Origin of the sequence: Actinokineospora alba (assembly GCF_004362515.1) — a bacterium.
GTDB lineage: Bacteria > Actinomycetota > Actinomycetes > Mycobacteriales > Pseudonocardiaceae > Actinokineospora > Actinokineospora alba.
In genome coordinates this window covers 4602336-4618699 of the sequence record NZ_SNXU01000001.1, presented here as the reverse complement: position 1 = coordinate 4618699, position 16364 = coordinate 4602336, and the positions used below count along the sequence as shown (strand labels likewise).

Annotated in this window: 14 protein-coding genes; 12 read left to right on the top strand and 2 right to left on the bottom strand. The window is 70.8% G+C overall.

The genetic code is table 11. The features are described 5' to 3' along the window. Positions 1 to 24: 24 nt before the first annotated feature. Both C8E96_RS21345 and C8E96_RS21340 read left to right on the top strand, forming a co-directional pair. Complete coding sequence (locus C8E96_RS21345) at positions 25 to 639, top strand: hypothetical protein (protein ID WP_133794646.1); 615 nt, start codon at positions 25 to 27, stop codon at positions 637 to 639. A 133-nt stretch (positions 640 to 772) separates the two neighbouring features. Continuing rightward, a complete protein-coding gene (locus C8E96_RS21340; RefSeq protein WP_228769905.1) occupies positions 773 to 2029 on the top strand; it encodes an MFS transporter in 1257 nt (418 codons plus the stop codon). Here the strand turns inward: C8E96_RS21340 and C8E96_RS21335 are convergent. After that, entirely contained in the window at positions 2010 to 3251 is a 1242-nt protein-coding gene (locus C8E96_RS21335) for an ATP-grasp domain-containing protein (RefSeq protein ID WP_091375247.1), read from the bottom strand. The genes C8E96_RS21340 and C8E96_RS21335 overlap by 20 nt on opposite strands. A 242-nt stretch (positions 3252 to 3493) precedes the next feature. Here C8E96_RS21335 and C8E96_RS21330 point away from each other — a divergent pair, with 242 nt between their 5' ends. The 10 genes from C8E96_RS21330 to C8E96_RS21285 all read left to right on the top strand — a co-directional run bounded on the left by C8E96_RS21330 (position 3494) and on the right by C8E96_RS21285 (position 15867). Continuing rightward, positions 3494 to 4540, top strand: a complete 1047-nt coding sequence (locus tag C8E96_RS21330) for a fatty acid desaturase (RefSeq protein ID WP_228769904.1) — start codon at positions 3494 to 3496, stop codon at positions 4538 to 4540. A gap of 30 nt (positions 4541 to 4570) precedes the next feature. Next, positions 4571 to 4990, top strand: coding sequence for a cobalamin-dependent protein (locus tag C8E96_RS21325; RefSeq protein ID WP_091375241.1), 420 nt, complete (start codon positions 4571 to 4573; stop codon positions 4988 to 4990). Further along, positions 4987 to 6345, top strand: a complete 1359-nt coding sequence (locus tag C8E96_RS21320) for a methylaspartate mutase (protein WP_091375238.1) — start codon at positions 4987 to 4989, stop codon at positions 6343 to 6345. Before C8E96_RS21325 ends, C8E96_RS21320 begins: the two co-directional genes overlap by 4 nt. Before the next feature lie 15 nt (positions 6346 to 6360). Beyond that, complete coding sequence (locus C8E96_RS21315; protein WP_133794644.1) at positions 6361 to 7608, top strand: ATP-grasp domain-containing protein; 1248 nt, start codon at positions 6361 to 6363, stop codon at positions 7606 to 7608. A gap of 14 nt (positions 7609 to 7622) precedes the next feature. Beyond that, on the top strand, positions 7623 to 8597 hold the full coding sequence (locus C8E96_RS21310; protein ID WP_166658068.1) for a TauD/TfdA family dioxygenase: 975 nt from the start codon (positions 7623 to 7625) through the stop codon (positions 8595 to 8597). Next, positions 8594 to 9679, top strand: a complete 1086-nt coding sequence (locus C8E96_RS21305; RefSeq protein ID WP_091375230.1) for a mandelate racemase/muconate lactonizing enzyme family protein — start codon at positions 8594 to 8596, stop codon at positions 9677 to 9679. The genes C8E96_RS21310 and C8E96_RS21305 overlap by 4 nt, the downstream gene beginning before the upstream one ends. Further along, positions 9676 to 10821, top strand: coding sequence for an ATP-grasp domain-containing protein (locus C8E96_RS21300; RefSeq protein WP_091375228.1), 1146 nt, complete (start codon positions 9676 to 9678; stop codon positions 10819 to 10821). The genes C8E96_RS21305 and C8E96_RS21300 overlap by 4 nt, the downstream gene beginning before the upstream one ends. Positions 10822 to 10826: 5 nt before the next feature. After that, positions 10827 to 12071, top strand: coding sequence for an ATP-grasp domain-containing protein (locus C8E96_RS21295; RefSeq protein WP_091375226.1), 1245 nt, complete (start codon positions 10827 to 10829; stop codon positions 12069 to 12071). 483 nt (positions 12072 to 12554) lie between these two features. Further along, positions 12555 to 15212, top strand: coding sequence for a helix-turn-helix transcriptional regulator (locus tag C8E96_RS21290; RefSeq protein WP_091375223.1), 2658 nt, complete (start codon positions 12555 to 12557; stop codon positions 15210 to 15212). A 31-nt stretch (positions 15213 to 15243) separates the two neighbouring features. Next, positions 15244 to 15867, top strand: coding sequence for a hypothetical protein (locus tag C8E96_RS21285; protein WP_133794640.1), 624 nt, complete (start codon positions 15244 to 15246; stop codon positions 15865 to 15867). Positions 15868 to 15874: 7 nt separating this feature from the next. Here C8E96_RS21285 and C8E96_RS21280 read toward each other — a convergent pair whose 3' ends face one another. Beyond that, on the bottom strand, positions 15875 to 16357 hold the full coding sequence (locus C8E96_RS21280; protein WP_091375217.1) for a hypothetical protein: 483 nt from the start codon (positions 16355 to 16357) through the stop codon (positions 15875 to 15877). Positions 16358 to 16364: the final 7 nt, after the last annotated feature.

The following is a 16364-nucleotide window of genomic DNA, read 5'->3' as shown; positions in this document are numbered from 1 at the left end:
CGCACCACGCGGATCGGAACCACCATGCGAATCACGATCACCGTCGCCGTGGCCGCCCTGTGCTGCCTGGTCTCCGGCTGCTCCCCCACACCTGCCCCGGCCGCCGCACCGGCAGGCGGGCCGCCTCCGCCGGGACAGAGCCTGTGGAAACTGGTGGACGCCGCGGGTGCGGTCGTCTCCACGGTGCCCGACGACGACCCCGACGTGACGGCCGTTCGCAAAACCGTCGTGCTGCATTCCGGTGTCGTCGACAACCGCGACCCGGGTTCGGTAGCCGCCAGCGTTCGCGACGAGTTCTCCTTCTACGACAAGGGGTTCGTCGACCAACTGCAAGGCAATGGCTACACCTCCAGCGTGACCGGCATGTTCGAGTCCAACGGTCTGCGCACGCGTCAGGTGGCCATCGCCTGGTATGAGTCCACGCTCCTGCGTGAACGCACCGCGGCGAAAGTCCAAATGGAGTCCACCATCGAGTTCACCGCCGCGCAACCCGCTTACCTGACAGGACAACAACTCGCCTTGAACACACCGTATTTGCAACGACGATCCATCAGCCTCGCCAAGGTGGACGGCTCCTGGAAGATCACCGGTATTGAGAAGTTCCCGTTGACTCGGCACACCCCTCCCCCGGCGAACTGACCCGAGCCGTGGCCACCGCGCGAGGTGACCGTGCCCGCGGAGGTCCGCTCGGCGGCGGCGCCGCCACTGGATTCGCTTGCCGTATTGTGCTCGAATGAGGGTGGTTTCGCTCAGTTAAGCGCAGGGGGGCACGGTGGGGGGACGCGGCGGTCTCGCGCGGTGGGACTTTCGGTTGCTGTGGGTCGGGGAGACGTCGAGCAAGCTGGGCAGCGCGGTCACGACCGTGGCGCTGCCCTTGGTCGCGGTGACCCATCTGAACGCGACGACGTTGCAGGTGGCGCTGCTGGAGGCGGCGGTCTGGCTGCCGTGGCTCGTGGTGGGGCTGCCGGCCGGGGCACTGGTCGACCGGTGGCCGAGCAAGCCGCTGATGTTGCTGTGCAACGCGGTGTCCGCGACCTTGTTGATCAGCGTTCCGGTGGCGGTGTTGTTCGACGCGCTGACGATGACGCAGTTGACTGGGGTGGCGTTTTTCGCAGCGGTGGCCACGGTGTTCTTTTCCACCGCGTACCAACGGTTTTTGCCCGCCGTGGTGGACACACCGGATCTGCCCGCCGCCAACGCGCGGATGCAAGGCAGTGAGTCGGCCGCTCAGGTGGCCGGGCCCAGCCTGGGCGGGTTGCTCGCGGGCGCGTTCGGGGCGGCGACCGGGTTGTTGGCCGACGCCGTGACGTTCGTGGTGTCCAGTGTGTGTCTGCTGCGGATTCGGTCTGTGCAGCCACGCCCGGAACCCGTGGCCAAGCGGTCGATCGTGCGCGAGATCGGCGAAGGGCTGCGCTACCTGGTCCACGATCCCTACCTCCGGGTTATCGCCGCCTTCTCCGCGGCGACCAACTTGGCGGGGGGCATGCTGCAGGCGGTGCTCGTCGTGTTCCTGGTGCGGTCGGTCGGGATCAGTGAGTGGACGGTCGGCACGTTCCTGTCACTGGTCAGCCTGGGCGGGATCGCCGGCGCCATGGCCGCGACCTGGGTGTCGCGCAGGTTCGGGTCGGCGCGGGGGTTGATCATCTGTGAGCTGTGTACGGCGCCGTTCGCGTTGTTGATTCCGCTGACGGGGCCTGGGGCGGGGTTGGCTTTCCTGGTCGCGGGCGGGGTGATGACCACGGCGGGGGTGATCGCGTTCAACGTGATCTTCGGTGCCTTCCGGGCCGCGTACGTGCCCCGGCACCTGCTGGGTCGGATCGTGGCGAGCACCCGCTTCGTCAACTACGGCACGCTGCCCGTCGGCGCGGTGCTCGGCGGCGTTCTGGGGACGTCGCTGGGTTTGCCCGCGACACTCTGGATCTCCGCGGCGGGGACGGCGGGAGCGGTGTTGATCCTGTTCCTCGGCCCCATCCGGACCCGCCGTGACCTGCCGGTCGCTGCGGGCGAGCTCAGCGGAGTTCGATCCTGACGCTCGACGCGGCGGCCAGTGCGGTAGCCGCGGCGGTGGCCGAGTCGGGTCCGGTGGCCACGATCCAGCCCGGCCGGTCCCACGAGTGGTTGACGGCGCCGACCTCGTCGCCCACGCCCACCGACACCTCGACCTCCAGCACCCCGTCCATCGCCGACACCGAACCCGTGTCGCCGATGGCGACGACCTCCCCCGTCCCGCACTCCAGAAAGCGGATGGCTGACGCCATCAGCGGTTGCGCGGGGCGGGCAGGCGACCGGCCGGACAGTGCCGTGATCAGGTCCAGCAGCAGCGAGCCGCCGTAGGCCAGGTCGATCAGGTGATCGATGCTGTCGCCGGGCATCCGGCCCGCGCACTCGATCAGCTTCGGCGACTCCCCTGCCGCGAGCATCCATTCCGCGTGCAGGACCCCGGTGGCGAAGCCGGTCGCGGTAACCAGCCGCCGCATCAGCTCGTGCAGCTCGACCACGACGTCCTGGGGCAGCGCCGCCGGGACGGTGTGGCCCATCTCGACCGGGCGGGTGCCGGGCAGCACGTCCTTGGCGGTGACGTTGACGAAGACCATCGAACCGTTGCACACCAGGGCTTCCACGCTCACCTCGGCACCACGCAGCCGCTGCTCGACGAGGTAGCGCGTGGGCAGTTCCCGGCTGGGCCGCCGGTTCGGCGCGTCCTCGCTGACGCAGCGGCGCCAGGCTTCGGCCACGTCGTCCCCAGGGCTGAGCAGCCGTACGCCCAGGCTGCCCTGCCGGTTCGCGGGCTTGAGCACGCCCTCACCCGCTTGCGTGGCAAGGAATTCCTTGACCCCCGCGTCGTCGGCGACCTCCCGGAACGCGGGCTGCGGGATCCCGGCGGCCAGCGCGCACTCGCGCAGGCGCACCTTGTCGCGCAGGACGGTGGCAGCGCCGACGGTCGCACCGGGCAGACCCCACGCCTGCGCCAACGCGGCGGCCGCGACCACTCCGTACTCGTTGGCCGGGACGACCGCGCACACACCCTCCGGGCGCGGGACGGCGGCGACGACCGCGGCGGGATCGTGCTCATCCTGTACCGGGGCACCGACAAGGTCGCCGACGCACGGATTGTCCGCGATCAGTTCATCCACCCGACGCGCGGCGATCACGTCGGGTTCTTCCACGACGACGACCGACCCCGCGGGGAACCGGTCGGCGAGGAACTCCAGGGCCGCCTTGTTGAAACCAACCAGGACGTACTTTTCCATTCCCACTCCGTTCGTTGCGCAGCCATGCTCCAATGTGTACGTTACTTGGTGGTTGCACGCATAAGTTTGCAGCACGGGGGGAACGTTCAACCATGCACGACGTGGCTCAGCCATGCCTGGGCGAGACTGCTTTACGTGAACGCCTGGGCGTCTTGCCCAGGCCGCTTCAATTGCCGCTCACCTACCTGATCGGCAAACCCCTCGTGGGACAACGAGGTCTTCCGCTCACACCGAGTGCGCACTTGATCACCGGTGTCGGATCCACCGTGGTCGGCGTCGCGATCACCGCCACCACGATGCTCTTCGGGCTCGTGGCGTGGCCGGTGGGTCTGCTCGTCGGTTGGGCGATGGCCCTGCACGGGCTGCGCAACCTGCGGATGATGGTCTTCCACCAGAGCGCCCACCGGAACATGTGGCGGCGCAGGCGGCCCGACCGAACCCTGGGCCGGATCCTCGCCGCGGTGCTGGTCGTGCAGAACTTCGACGCCTACGCCGCCGAGCACGTCACCGACCACCACGCCGCGCACCACATGACCCTGCGCGACCCCACGGTGCAGGCGATCCTGCTCGGACTCGGCCTGCGGCCCGGAATGTCGCGGCGCGCGATGTGGGGCACGCTGCTGGGCAAGCTCGTCTCGCCGGTCTTCCACGCGCGGTTCCTGACCGCGCGCGTGCGGTCCTATTGGATCGGGGTCTCGCGGGCCGAGCGGATCACGCTGACCGCCGCCTACGCGGCCGTGATCACGCTCGCCGCGCTCACCGGGACGCTGCCGGTGCTGCTGGTCGCCTGGGTCGTCCCGCTCACGGTGCTGTTCCAGATCAGCAACACCCTGCGGCTGTGCGTCAAGCACACCTTCCCCGCTCCGGGCACCACAACAACCGGCCGCGAGTACTTCGCCGGCCTCACCAACGCGATCTTCCTCAGCTCACCCCCACCCGCGGCCGACGAACCGGGGCCACGGCGCCTGGCGGGCTGGATCCGTTGGTGGGCAACGACGCTGACGGTGCACTTCCCCAGCCGGTACCTGGTCCTGACCGGTGACACGGTGTGCCACGACTTCCACCACCGCTATCCGATGACCAAGGAATGGCCCGACTACGTCTTCGCCCGGCAGCGCGACCTTGAGCGCGGCCACCCCGGCTGGCCGCCCTACACCGCGGCCTGGGGGTTGCGCGCGGCCATCGACCGGGTCTTCGACTCACTGCGGGCCGCCGACCCGGCGGTCTTCCGGCCCGAGCGCGTCGACGGCGTCAACCGCAGGCAGGTCTTCGCCGCGTTCGACGACTGACCGCCGTCCCCCACCAGTTCTGGAGATCCCATGAACCAGTTCAACCGCGCCACGGTGATCCTCGGCGTCGCGGCCAGCGACGCCCACGCCGTCGCCAACATCCTCATCGCCGAATCGCTGCGCGAGGCCGGATTCCTCGTGGTCAACCTTGGGGTGTGCACGCCGCTGCCCGAGTTCGCCGAGGCGTACCAGGCCAATCCGACGGCCGTGGCGGTCGTGGTCGGCAGCCTCAACGGCCACGCCTACGACGACCTGCGCGACCTCCCGGCGCTGCGGGCGCGAGGCTTGCTCGGCTGCCCGGTCGTGGTGGGCGGCAACATCTCCGTGGGCAGCACGAAGTCCGACCGTGACCGCGCGCGCCTCGAACAGCTCGGGGTCGACCACGTGCTCGACGACGTCGCCCACCTGGTGCCGCTGCTGGCCGGGCTGGCGCAGCCGGTGTTCGCATGACCTTCGCGGGCATCCCGATCAGACCGGGCACGGACCCGCCGGACCTTCGGTCCTGTGTGGACTACATCAGGTCGGCGAACCGCCCGACCACCGCCGACCTGCTCGCCGCCGCCCAGGCCGATGGCCGGGTGCTCATCCAGCCGCGCTGTGGCGTCGGCGACCACGGCCGGATGCTGGACCTGCTGCGCGACCTGCGCGACGGCGCCGCCCCGGACATCCTCTCGGTGACCGTGGACGCGCACACCCGGCTGCTGCGGTTCGCCGAGGCGGAGCGCGCGCTGCGCGAGGATCCCTACCGGCTCAACGGGTATCCGCTGGTCACCCACGGCTGGCGGCGGGGACGGGAGCTCGCCGAATCGGTGGACGTGCCGCTGGAGGTCCGACACGGCTCGCCGGACCCGCGCGACCTTTTCGTCACCGCCATCGCCTCGGGCATCACGTCGTTCGAGGGCGGCGGGATCGGCTACAACCTGCCCTACGTCAAGGATGTGCCACTGGAGGTCTCCTTGGGGGCGTGGGCCGAGGTCGACCGGGCCTGCGGGGTGCTCGCCGAGCACGGCGTCATCGTCGAGCGTGAGCTGTTCGGCACGCTGACCGCCGTCCTGATGCCGCCGTCGCTGTGCCTGGCGGTATGCGTGCTGGAGGCGGTCGCCGCCGCCGCGCAAGGGGTTCGCTGCATCTCGGTGGCCTATCCGCAGGGCGGCAACGCGGTGCAGGACGTCGCGGCGCTGGCCAGCATCCGCACGCTCGCCGCCCGCTACCTGCCGGACACGGTCACGGTCTACCCGGTGCTGCACCAGTTCATGGGCGCTTTCCCCGGCGACCCGGCCCTGGCCGACGCGCTGATCCTCTACGGCGGGCTCGTCGCCAAGTGGGGCGCGGCGACCAAGGTCGTGGTCAAGACCAACCAGGAGGCGTACGGCATCCCCGACGCCGCGGCCAACATCCGCGGGATCCGCACCACCCGGGTCGCGCTCTCGCACCTGCTCGACGGGTTCGGCGTCGACCAGGCGGCCGTCCGGGAGGAGCAGGAGTGGATCGAACGCGAGGTCGCCGACCTGGTCGATCCGGTCCTGCAGTCGGGTGACCTGACCACCGCGATCGCCGCCGCGTTCCGGTCGGGACGGCTCGACGTGCCGTTCAGCGCCAGCATCCACGCGCACTCCGCGGTGATGCCGCGGCGCGATCCCACCGGCGCGATCCGGATAGCGCGGCCGGGGTCGCTGGCGCTGTCCACCGAAACCAAGGCCAGGAACGAGCGGCTGCTCCGCGACGCCGGGCCGCGCGGTGACGAGGGGTTCGTCGCCGCGGTCAAAGCCGACATCGAGCGGTTCTCCGCCGCCGTGGGGCACTGAGAAAGGAGTCCGCCCGTGGGTATCGCACAAGCAGAGCACGACGACCGACACGTGATCGTGGTCCATCAGTGGGAAGACCACTACGCCGACTACGAGTCCTACTTCGACCACAGCGCCGGTCCGGTGAGCTACATCGTCACCCCGGTCGGTTCCGGGTCGGTACCGAGCACCGCGGCCAGGGTCGTGACCGTGGAGAAGACCAGCGACCTCGCGGTGATGCGCGAGACCGTCGCCGACCTGGCCGACCGGTTCGGCAGGCCACGCGGGATCGTCGCGCTCAAGGAGAACGTCCTGCCGGTGGTGACGGCCCTGCGGGCGGAGTTCGGCGCGGCGGGCAGGCGCGCGGAGGATCTGCACCACTTCCTCTACAAGGACACCATGATCGCCAAGGCGCGCGAGATCGGCGTGCCGATCCCGGAGACCGCCGACGTCGCGAACCACGGCGACCTGACCGCGTTCGCCGCCGAGCACGGCTGGCCGGTGGTGATCAAACCGACCCGGGGCAGCGCGAGCGAGGGCGTGCGGCTGCTGCACTCCCCCGCCGACGTCGAGTCGGTCGTCTTCGACCGGCCGATGCTGGTGCAGGCGTTCGTGCCGCACCCGATCATCGTGGTCGACGGTGTGTGGCTGGGCGATCGGCACGGGCCGTGGCGGATGTCGCGGTACCTGGAGAACTGCCTGTCCTTCCGGCACGGCACGCCACTGGGTTTCGTCGAGATCGACGACGCGGCGGTCAACGCGGCCATGGGCGAGTTCCTCGACAAGCTGCTTCCCGGCCTGTGCGCGGAGCCCTACGTCTACCACCTTGAGGCGTTCATGGTGCCGGGCGAGGTGCCGAGCTTCGTGTTCCTGGAGATCGGCTCGCGGGTCGGCGGCGCGGAGACCCCCTTCCTGTGGCGGGAGGTGCACGGCTTCGACCTCATGGCGGTGGAATGCCAGTTGCAGCTGGGCATCGAGCCCGCGGACCTCCCGACGCCGGAACTGTCCACTGAGGACGTGGCGGGTTATCTGCTGATGCCCGCGCCGTCGCGGCGGCCGTGCCGGGTCGTGGCGGCCAAGTCGATGCTCGGTCCGGGCGGGCCGTACGCGGAGAAGGTGCTCACCCCGGGCGGGGTCATCCCCCGGTCGGAGGCGTACTACGAGCACGTCGGCGGTCGGTTCCGGTTCCGGGGCGCCACGACGGCCGGGGTGGAGGCGTCGATCACCAAGGTCGCCGCCGAGTTCGAGCTGGAGACCGTCCCTTTCGACGGGACCGACGCATGACCGGGGGAACACCGATGCCCATCTGCCGAGAGATCATCGAGGACGCCAGCGCGTGGACCGCGGCGAGCCTTCGCGAGCGGGACTGGCTGATCGAGCTGACCGCGGAGCAGGCCGCCGAGCTGCACGCGGCCACCGCCGCTGTCGCCGACCGCGAGCTGACCGACCTCGACCGCGCGGACTTCCCACTACCGCTGACCGGCTCGCTGCTGGCGGACCTGGTGCGGGAACTGGAGTTCGGCCGCGGCTTCGCGGTCGTGCGCGGGATACCTGTGGCGGGACTGGCCGAACCGGCACTGGAGCGGCTGTTCGTCGGCCTGGGCGTCCACTTGGGACAGATCACCGCGCAGACCAGGAGCGGCGAGATCCTCAACCATGTCCGCGATGTCGGCGCCGACAGCACCGCACGCGGCTACACCAGCAAGTACGGGCTGCCGTTCCACACCGACGGCACCGACCTGCTGGCGCTGCTGTGCGTGACCCCGGCCGTCGAGGGCGGGCGGAGCAGCGTGTCCAGCGCGGTGAGCGTGCACAACCGGGTCCTGCGCGAGCGGCCGGAACTGCTCGGCCTGCTCTACAAGGAGTACCTCTACGACAAGCGCGGCGCGCAGGCCGAGGGCGAGAGTCCGTTCTACGCCAACCAGATCTTCGGCTACTTCGACGGGAAGCTGGCCTGCCGCTACTACAACCGGGGCCGGGTCGAATCGGCCCAGGAGGTGTCGGGGATCCGGCTCAGCGACGCCGAGCGCGCCGCACTGGACGCGTTCGAGGAGTTCGCCGCCAGTCCCGAGCTGCGGCTCGACGTCGACCTGCGCGCGGGCGACCTGATGCTGATCGACAACAACGTCGCGCTGCACTCGCGCACGGAGTTCACCGACAGCGCCGAACAGCGCAGGCACCTGATGCGGCTGGCGATCAACCCGCGCGAGCAGCGCGTGTTCCCCGACGGGTTCGCCAAGTACCGCGAGGGCTACCCGGTGACCGCGCGATGAAGATCGTCGAGCTGCGCACCCACCGCCGGACCATGGCGCTACCCACGCCGTTCGTCACCGCCAAGCGCACGGTGACCACGCTGCGCTCGGTGTTCGTCGAGGTGATCGACGACGAGGGCCGGTCGGGCTGGGGCGAGGTCGTGCCCAACCTGCGCGACACCGGGGAGTCCTGGGAAGGGCTCGAACCGGTCATCCTCGGGCCGCTGCGCGACCGTGTGATCGGCGCGGACCCCGCGGCGTTCGACAAGGTGTGCCGCGACCTGGAGGCCGTCGTCGCGGGCAACCAGGGCGCGCGCTCCGCGGTGGACGTCGCGGTGCACGACCTGCGGGCCCGGCAACTGGGCATCCCGCTGCGGCAGCTGTTCGGCGGCACGGTCGATCGGCTGGACACCGATGTGTCCATCCCGTTCGGGCCGCTGGAGGCGATGGTCGCCCAGGCCGTGGCGTTCCGCGCCGAGGGGTTCCGGGCGGTCAAGATCAAGGTGGGTCAGCCGGGGCGGACCGACGTCGAGGTGGTCACCGAGATCGCCGCCGCGCTGCCCGCCGACACGGTGATCCGGCTCGACGCCAACCAGGGCTGGTCGGCCAAGCACGCGGTGCGGTGCATGGCCGAGCTGGACCGGGCGGGCGTGGACATCGAGGTGCTCGAACAGCCGGTGCCCGCCGCCGACGTCGCGGGGCTGCGGTTCGTCACCGAGCGGGTGAACGCGGCCGTGATCGCCGACGAGTCGGTGGCGTCGGTCGGCGACGTGCTCGACCTGATCCGCCGCGACGCGGTCGACGGCTTCATGCTCAAGCCCAGCAAGCTCGGCGGCCTGCGGGCGGCACGGCGGGCGGTGGCGCTCGCGGGCAGCGCCGGGAAGCGGTGCATGGTCAGCACGGTCCTGGAGTCGCACCTCGGCGTCACCGCGGCGGCCAACCTCGCCGCGAGCGCGCCGGACGTGATCACCTACGTCGACCTCGACGCCGCGGTGTTCACCGGCCGCCAAGGCGTGCGTGGAGGCATGACCTACGAACGCGGGCAGGTCGTCCTGCCCGCGGCGCCGGGGCTCGGCGTGACCGGAATCGACGACGCGTCATGACCACCGTCGTCATTCTCGGCAGCAGGCTCAACATCGTCCGTGCGGCGGTGGACCTCGGCGTGCGGGCGCTGTGGATCAGGCCGCCCGGCGCGACCGCCCAGGTGTTGCCCGATGCCGTCGAGGTGCGCGAATGCGACCTGGCCGACTACCCGGCACTGCGGTCGATCGTGCTCGGCGCCGACCGGGTGGCGGGGGTGTTCTCCCTGACCGAGGCGGGCCTGCTCGCCACCGCCCGGCTCAACACCGAACTCGTGCTGCCCACCAACAGCCCCGCGACGGTCCGCGCCCTGCTGGACAAGGACCTGATGCGTCAGGCCATGGCCGACCGCGGCCTGCCCGTGGTGCGGCACCGGCTGGTCACCGGTCTCGCGGACCTGCTGGACTTCCACGCCGAGGTCGGCCCGCTGATCCTCAAACCGGCGGGCGGCACGGGCAGCCAGGACGTCTTCCGGATCGAGGACGCCGAGTCGGCGCGCGCGGCGATGGCCGCGGTGACGCGGCCGATGATCGCCGAAGAACTGTTGACCGGTCGGGAGATCAGCGTCGAGGCGTTCTCGGCGGACGGCAGGCACTACCCGATCGGGTTCACCGACAAGACCTTCCTGGCCGACGGCAGTTTCATCGAGACCGGCCACACCATGCCCGCGGCGGTCGACGACCCCGATCAGGTCGTCGCGGCGGTGACCGACTTCCTCGACGCGCTCGGCGTCACGCAGGGGCCGACCCATACCGAGCTGATGCTGACCCCGGCCGGTCCCCGGATCATCGAGTCGCACACCCGAGTGGGCGGGGCAGGCATCGCCGACCTGGTCGGCCTGGCCTACGGGGTGGACCTGCCCCGGCTGACCGTCGGCGTGCCGCTGGGCCTGGTCGACCCGCCGACGGCGCTGCCCGCGCCGATCGGGGGCGCGGCCAGCCGGGCGGTGCTGCCGCCGCCGGGGGTCATCACCGACATCGATGTCCCCGACCTCCCCGCCCAGGTCTTCGCGGCACTCGACTGCGCGGTCGGCGACGTCATCCCGCCGCTTCGGTCGGGCAACGACAAGAAGGCGGGCGTGGTGATCGCCGCGGGGGCCGACGCCGAGGCGGCGGCACGGGCGGCCGAGCGGGCGATCGCCCTGGTCAAGATCGTGACGTCGTGAGGGGAATGCTGATGCAACGCAAGCGGGTCCTGATCGTGGGCTGGAAGCGGCCCCTGCCGGCCAAGGCGAAGGCGCTCGGCGTGGAGGTCTGGTACGCGCAGCGGGCGTGCCTGTATCAGCCGAACGTGGCCGACGTGTGCGACATGATTGTGCTGTGCGACTACACCGACCAGGACACCTTCGTCGACCTGGTCGCCGACCTGCACCGAGTCCGCCCGTTCGACGCCGTCGTCGCCATCGCCGAGGACGCGCTGCTGTCGGCGGCCGCGGTGGTCGACCGGCTCGGCCTGCGCGGGCCGTCGGCGGCCACGGTGCGGCTGCTGACCGACAAGTGGTCGATGCGGCGCAGGCTGGCCGAGGCCGGGGTGAGCCCGGTGGCGGCCGCCATCGGATCCGGCGTCGACGACCTGCGCGCCTTCGGTGAGAGCGCGGGCTATCCGTTCATCGCCAAGCCCATCGCGGGCGCGGGCAGCTTCGGTGTGTCCAAAGTAGAGGGTGTGGGCGATGTGGAGCGCGCCTACGAACGGCTGGGCGGCGCGACCCGGTTCCTGATGGAGGAATTCCTCGTCGGGCCGGAGATCAGCGTGGAGAGCTTCAGCTTCGGCGGCGAGCACGTCGTGCTGTCCCTCACCGACAAGCTGGTCGGCGGACACTTCATCGAGGCGGGACACCAGGTGCCCGCCGCTGTCGATCCCGTCGTCCACGACCAGGTGGTGGACCTGGTGCACCGTTTCCTCGACGCCGTGGGACTGGCCGACGGACCGTCCCATGTGGAGGTCAAGCTGACGCCGGCCGGGCCTCGGGTGGTCGAGGGGCACAACCGGCGCGGCGGCGACCGGATCAACGAGCTGGTCGAGGCCGCGTACGGCATCGATATGGAGACGCTGACCGTGGGCTGGGCGCTCGGCCTGGTCGAGCCGCTCACCGAGTCGCCCACGCCGATCCAGGGTGCCGCGATCCGGTTCCTGTCCGCCGAACCCGGCGAGGTGGTGGAGGTGCGCGGGGCCGAGAACCCGCCGCTGCCCGGGGTCGAGTCCGTCCAGGTCTCCGTGTCCGCGGGTGGGCGGGTGAACCCGCCGGAGTGGTCCGACGACCGGCCGGGATACGTCATCGCGGTCGGCGAGACGGCCGCCGCGGCGGCGCGGACCTGCGAGGAGGCGGCCGCGCGCATCATGATCGTCACCCGGCCCGGCGACGCGGGGCCGGCCACCGCGCGGGGGGTCGACCAGTCGGCGTTGCTCGGCTACTAGGCGCCTTGGTGCAGGTGCAGGCGTCGGACGACCTGGCGGGCGTCGGGGCCCACTCCTCGCAGGGTGGCCGAGGAGATCTGCGTTGCCATTCCGACCCGACGAAGCCGAGACCGGGATGGGTGGTGGACAGACCTCGGCGCTGCTCGGGTTCGCCGTCGGCGAGTCGCACCCGGAAACCGGTGTTGTCGGCGTGCACGGTCTCGATGCGGTGTCCGAGGTCGACAAATCGGTTGAGGGTGCTGCCCGCCCGGGCGCCGGGCTCGCTGGAGTGCGCCTGCCGCCACTGGACACCACTCGGGCATGGCGTGGACCGACCCCCAGTCGGTCCACGCCATGCTGGGGCGCCGGGATCCGCACGGCCGCCACTCGAGGTGAGGCCGAGACGAGTCACATCCTGCGGCGGAACGGCTGTGGGAACATCGGCCAGGTGGCCGATGGCGACACTGCCCCCTGGCCGACCTGCCGGCAGACTGGTCAGCTGTGATGGATGGTGACCTGCCGGCGGAGCTGACCAGTTTCGTCGGTCGCGAGACCGAGGCTCGGACCGTGACCGAGCTGCTGACCTCGGCTCGGTTGCTAACCCTCGCCGGCCCCGGCGGCAGCGGCAAGACCCGGCTGGCCGCCCGCGTCGCCGCGGCCGCCACGACCTGGCCCGACGGGGTCTATTGGGCCGACCTGACCAGGACCGCTGATCCTGACGCCGTGTTCGAGATCGTCGCCCGGGCGCTGAGCACCCTGTGTACGGCGGCGAACAACCTCGACGCGCTGACCGCGCTGGTCCGCGACCGGCGGTTCCTGCTCTGTGTCGACAACTGCGAACACGTGGTGGAGTCCGCGGCCGATGTCGTCGGCGCGCTGCTGCGGCGCTGCCCGGAGGTGACCGTGCTGACCACGAGCCGGGAGCCGCTGCGGGTCCCCGGAGAAACGGTGTGGCGGATCCCGCCGCTGAACCCCGCGGACTCGGTGGCGCTGTTCCGCACGCGGGCGGGCATCGGCGTGGTGGAGGGGGACGCCGCGGACGCGGTGCGAACGGCCTGCGTGCGGCTGGAGGGCATGCCGCTGGCGATCGAACTGGCCGCGGCGTGGTCGGGTGCCCTGTCGCCCCAGGACATCGTGCGCGGGTTGGACGACCGGTTCCGGCTGCTGGTCCGGGGGCCGCACGGGGTGGCGGAACGACACCAGACTCTCGCCGCGTCGATGGACTGGAGCCACGCTCTGCTCGGTGACGCCGACCGCGCCCTGTTCGACCGGCTCGGGGTGTTCCACGGCGGCTTCACCGCCGACGCGGTGGCCGCGTCCTGCGCACACCTCGACGAACTGACCGTCGTCGTGGGTCTGCGCAAGTTGATCGACAAGTCGCTGCTGGTCGCGGACACCCATGACAGCGTCACCAGGTACCGGATGCTGGAGACCGTGCGGGAGTACGCGGTCGCCCGGCTCGCCGACGCCGACGACGTGGCGGCCATCCGCGACCGCCATCTGGCGGTGTACCTGGCGCGCGCGGAATCGGTCCGGCACCTGCAGGACACCGACATGGACGCGTGGCGGGCCGCGATCACGGCCGACTACGAGAACTACCGAGCCGCGATCACCTGGGGCTTGGCGCGCGAGGATCCCGGGCCCGCCCGCGCGCTGACCGCCGAGTTGGCCTGGCTCTGGCACTACGGTCGCCGCGGACGGGAAGGCATGGACCTGCTGCGCCGTGCCATCGCGCTCGGGGTGGACCGGCGCGACGCGGTTCAGGCACGACTGTTGACCGGCCTGGCCTTGGTCGCCGACACGGTCGCCCCAGTCGAACTGGACTTCGACGCCGCGGGCGCGGGTCGGGCGATCGCCGCGGAGGTCGGCGACCGGCGAACCGAATCCCTCGCGGCGTCGCTGTGCGGTGCGCGCACACTGTTCCACGACTCCCAGGCGACCTGGGACCTGGCCGAAGAGACGGCCGAACTCGCGCGTATGTCGGGCTCGCCGTTCGCCCGCGACGCCGCCTACGTGCTCAAAGGGCTCGTCTGTCACCTGCGGGACGACCACGAGCAGGCCATGCGGCTGCTGCGGTTGGGCGCCGACGGGTTGGTTCTGCGCAACGACCGCAGTGTCGCGTCGCTGGCGCTGGCGTTTCTGGCCACCAGCGCCGCCTACGCGGGCGACCTGCCAAAGGCGCGTGAACTGGCCGAGGAGGCGATCAGCGTCACCACGCCGCTCGTCGATGACATCCGGCTCGGCTCGGCATGCTCCGCGCTGGCCAACGTGGAAGGACTCGCGGGCCGGATGGACCAGGCGTGGCGGGCCATGGACCCGGTGCTGCGGCTGGTGGCGGGCACCGAATCGCCACCGTTCGTGCCCGACTTCGTCCACTGCATCGGATACCTGCACCTCTGGAGTGGCGAGCCAGACCGCGCGCTGCCCTGGTTCGAACGGGAACTGGCCGTGTTCGGGGACTCCAACCAGCCTCTGGCCCCGCTGTGCCATCTCCCGTTGGCCGAGGCCAAGCACCAGATCGGCGACGCGGACGCGGCGCGCGCACACGCGACGACGGCGTTGACGTTCAGCCGCGAACTCGGAATGCCCCGGATTGTCGCGGGCGCCTTGGCAGTCCTCGCCGAAATCGCCGCCGAGACCGACCTGCGGGAGGCGGCGAACCTGCACCACGAGGCGCTGACGCTGCGGGCCGACCACGGCCTCCGTCTGTCGTGTGTGGACAGTCTGGAGGCGATCGCCGCAGTGGCCCACCGGTCCGGCGCGACGGTCGAGGCCGCCAGGATCATCGGAGCCTGCGACTCGGCCCGTGAGCACCTCGGCTATCCGCGCCGCCGCCCACTCCCCGAGGGCGACCCCGGTGGCCGCGCGATGAGCCTGGACGAGGCGATCGCCTACGCCCGCCGGTCCCGAGGCGCCCGGTCACGGCCGCCCAGCGGTCTGGCCAGCCTGACCCCGACCGAACGGGACGTCGTCGAACACGCGGCGGCCGGGCTCACCAACCCCGAGATCGGCGTGCGCCTGTTCATGAGCAGGGCGACCGTGAAAACGCATCTCTCTCACGTGTACGCCAAACTCGGCATCGACAACCGGACTCAACTCGCGGCTATGGTCCGCAACGACCCGAGTAAGCCCCCGCCCGGCCAACGTCAACGTATCGGTTGACGATCCCCGCGTCAACCGATACGTTGACGGAGTGACTGAATCCTTGAGTGCGCTGCGGATGATGCCCTGGGCCAGAGAAGCGGTGGATCAGGCCGAACGGGTGCTGATCGAATCGGTCATGGACAGCGGGTGGACATGGGAGCAGTTGGGCGCGTTCTACGGCGAACGGTCCAAGCAGGCGATGCAGCAGCACTACAAACGTCGCGGCGGACAGCGGTCCTGGCCCGCTTCGCGGCGGCAGGAACCCGATCCGTCCGATGTGGAGTCTGTTCGGCGCGCCATCACGGGGCTGTTGCTGAACTTCCGCGCCACCGATGAGGCGCTGACCCGGACCATGGCCGACGCGTCCTGGAACGAGCGGGATCCGGAGAAGGAAGCCCGCAGGCTCCTGTCCTGGACCGAGCGGCTCAACGACAGCATGGACGGGCTGAACGACTTCATCAACAACAGGATCTCCCAGGTGCCGCGCGTGGACCGGCCGCTGGTGCTCGGCGAGCGCAACGAGGTCCACCCCGATCACCTGGAGATCGAGCGCGGCATCGCCGATGACGTTCGCGCCGAGCTCGACCGGGTTCTCGAGCGGCTCCAGGAGCACCGGGACACGGTCGACGGGACCATCGACGAACTGCGGCGCCGCCGAGCCGAACTCGGCTGAGCGCCCGTCACGCCGGGGTGAGGTCGATGATCTTCCAGCGCCCATCCACCCGCCGCGCCGTGACGAACAGCCCCGCCGAGGTCGAGGTGCGGTGATTGTCCGTGGTCCGAATGGACTGCGCGTCGATGAACAGCAACGCTCGCGCCGAGTCGGGCCGCAGGTCGGTCAGCCCGATCGAGCGGACGGACGTGGACACCACGAGTTTCGAGGTGGCCGCCTGCTCCGCCACGCGACCCATCACCTGCTCGTACTGCTCGACAGCGCGCCCGGAGAGCACCTGCAGGGCCACCGCACGCGACTGCTCCAGCCGGTTGTAGTCATAGCTGAAGACCGACCGGACGGCCTGCGAGACCTGGGCGGTGACCTCGCCGGTGCTTGCGCTGTCGACCAGGGCCCGGTTGCCCGCATTCGCGTTCTCACGCAGCCGAATGTCCTCGATCGCGAACCACGACGCCAGGATCAGCGCGACCGCGGCGACCGCTTGCACCACCCGGCTC

Excerpts from the sequence above, each read along its gene's own strand:
- C8E96_RS21345 (WP_133794646.1), top strand. The coding sequence starts at position 25 with ATGCGAATCACGATCACCGTCGCCGTGGCCGCCCTGTGCTGCCTGGTC.
- C8E96_RS21335 (WP_091375247.1), bottom strand. The coding sequence starts at position 3,251 with ATGGAAAAGTACGTCCTGGTTGGTTTCAACAAGGCGGCCCTGGAGTTC.
- C8E96_RS21325 (WP_091375241.1), top strand. The coding sequence starts at position 4,571 with ATGAACCAGTTCAACCGCGCCACGGTGATCCTCGGCGTCGCGGCCAGC.
- C8E96_RS21320 (WP_091375238.1), top strand. The coding sequence starts at position 4,987 with ATGACCTTCGCGGGCATCCCGATCAGACCGGGCACGGACCCGCCGGAC.
- C8E96_RS21310 (WP_166658068.1), top strand. The coding sequence starts at position 7,623 with ATGCCCATCTGCCGAGAGATCATCGAGGACGCCAGCGCGTGGACCGCG.
- C8E96_RS21305 (WP_091375230.1), top strand. The coding sequence starts at position 8,594 with ATGAAGATCGTCGAGCTGCGCACCCACCGCCGGACCATGGCGCTACCC.
- C8E96_RS21300 (WP_091375228.1), top strand. The coding sequence starts at position 9,676 with ATGACCACCGTCGTCATTCTCGGCAGCAGGCTCAACATCGTCCGTGCG.
- C8E96_RS21295 (WP_091375226.1), top strand. The coding sequence starts at position 10,827 with ATGCTGATGCAACGCAAGCGGGTCCTGATCGTGGGCTGGAAGCGGCCC.
- C8E96_RS21290 (WP_091375223.1), top strand. The coding sequence starts at position 12,555 with ATGGATGGTGACCTGCCGGCGGAGCTGACCAGTTTCGTCGGTCGCGAG.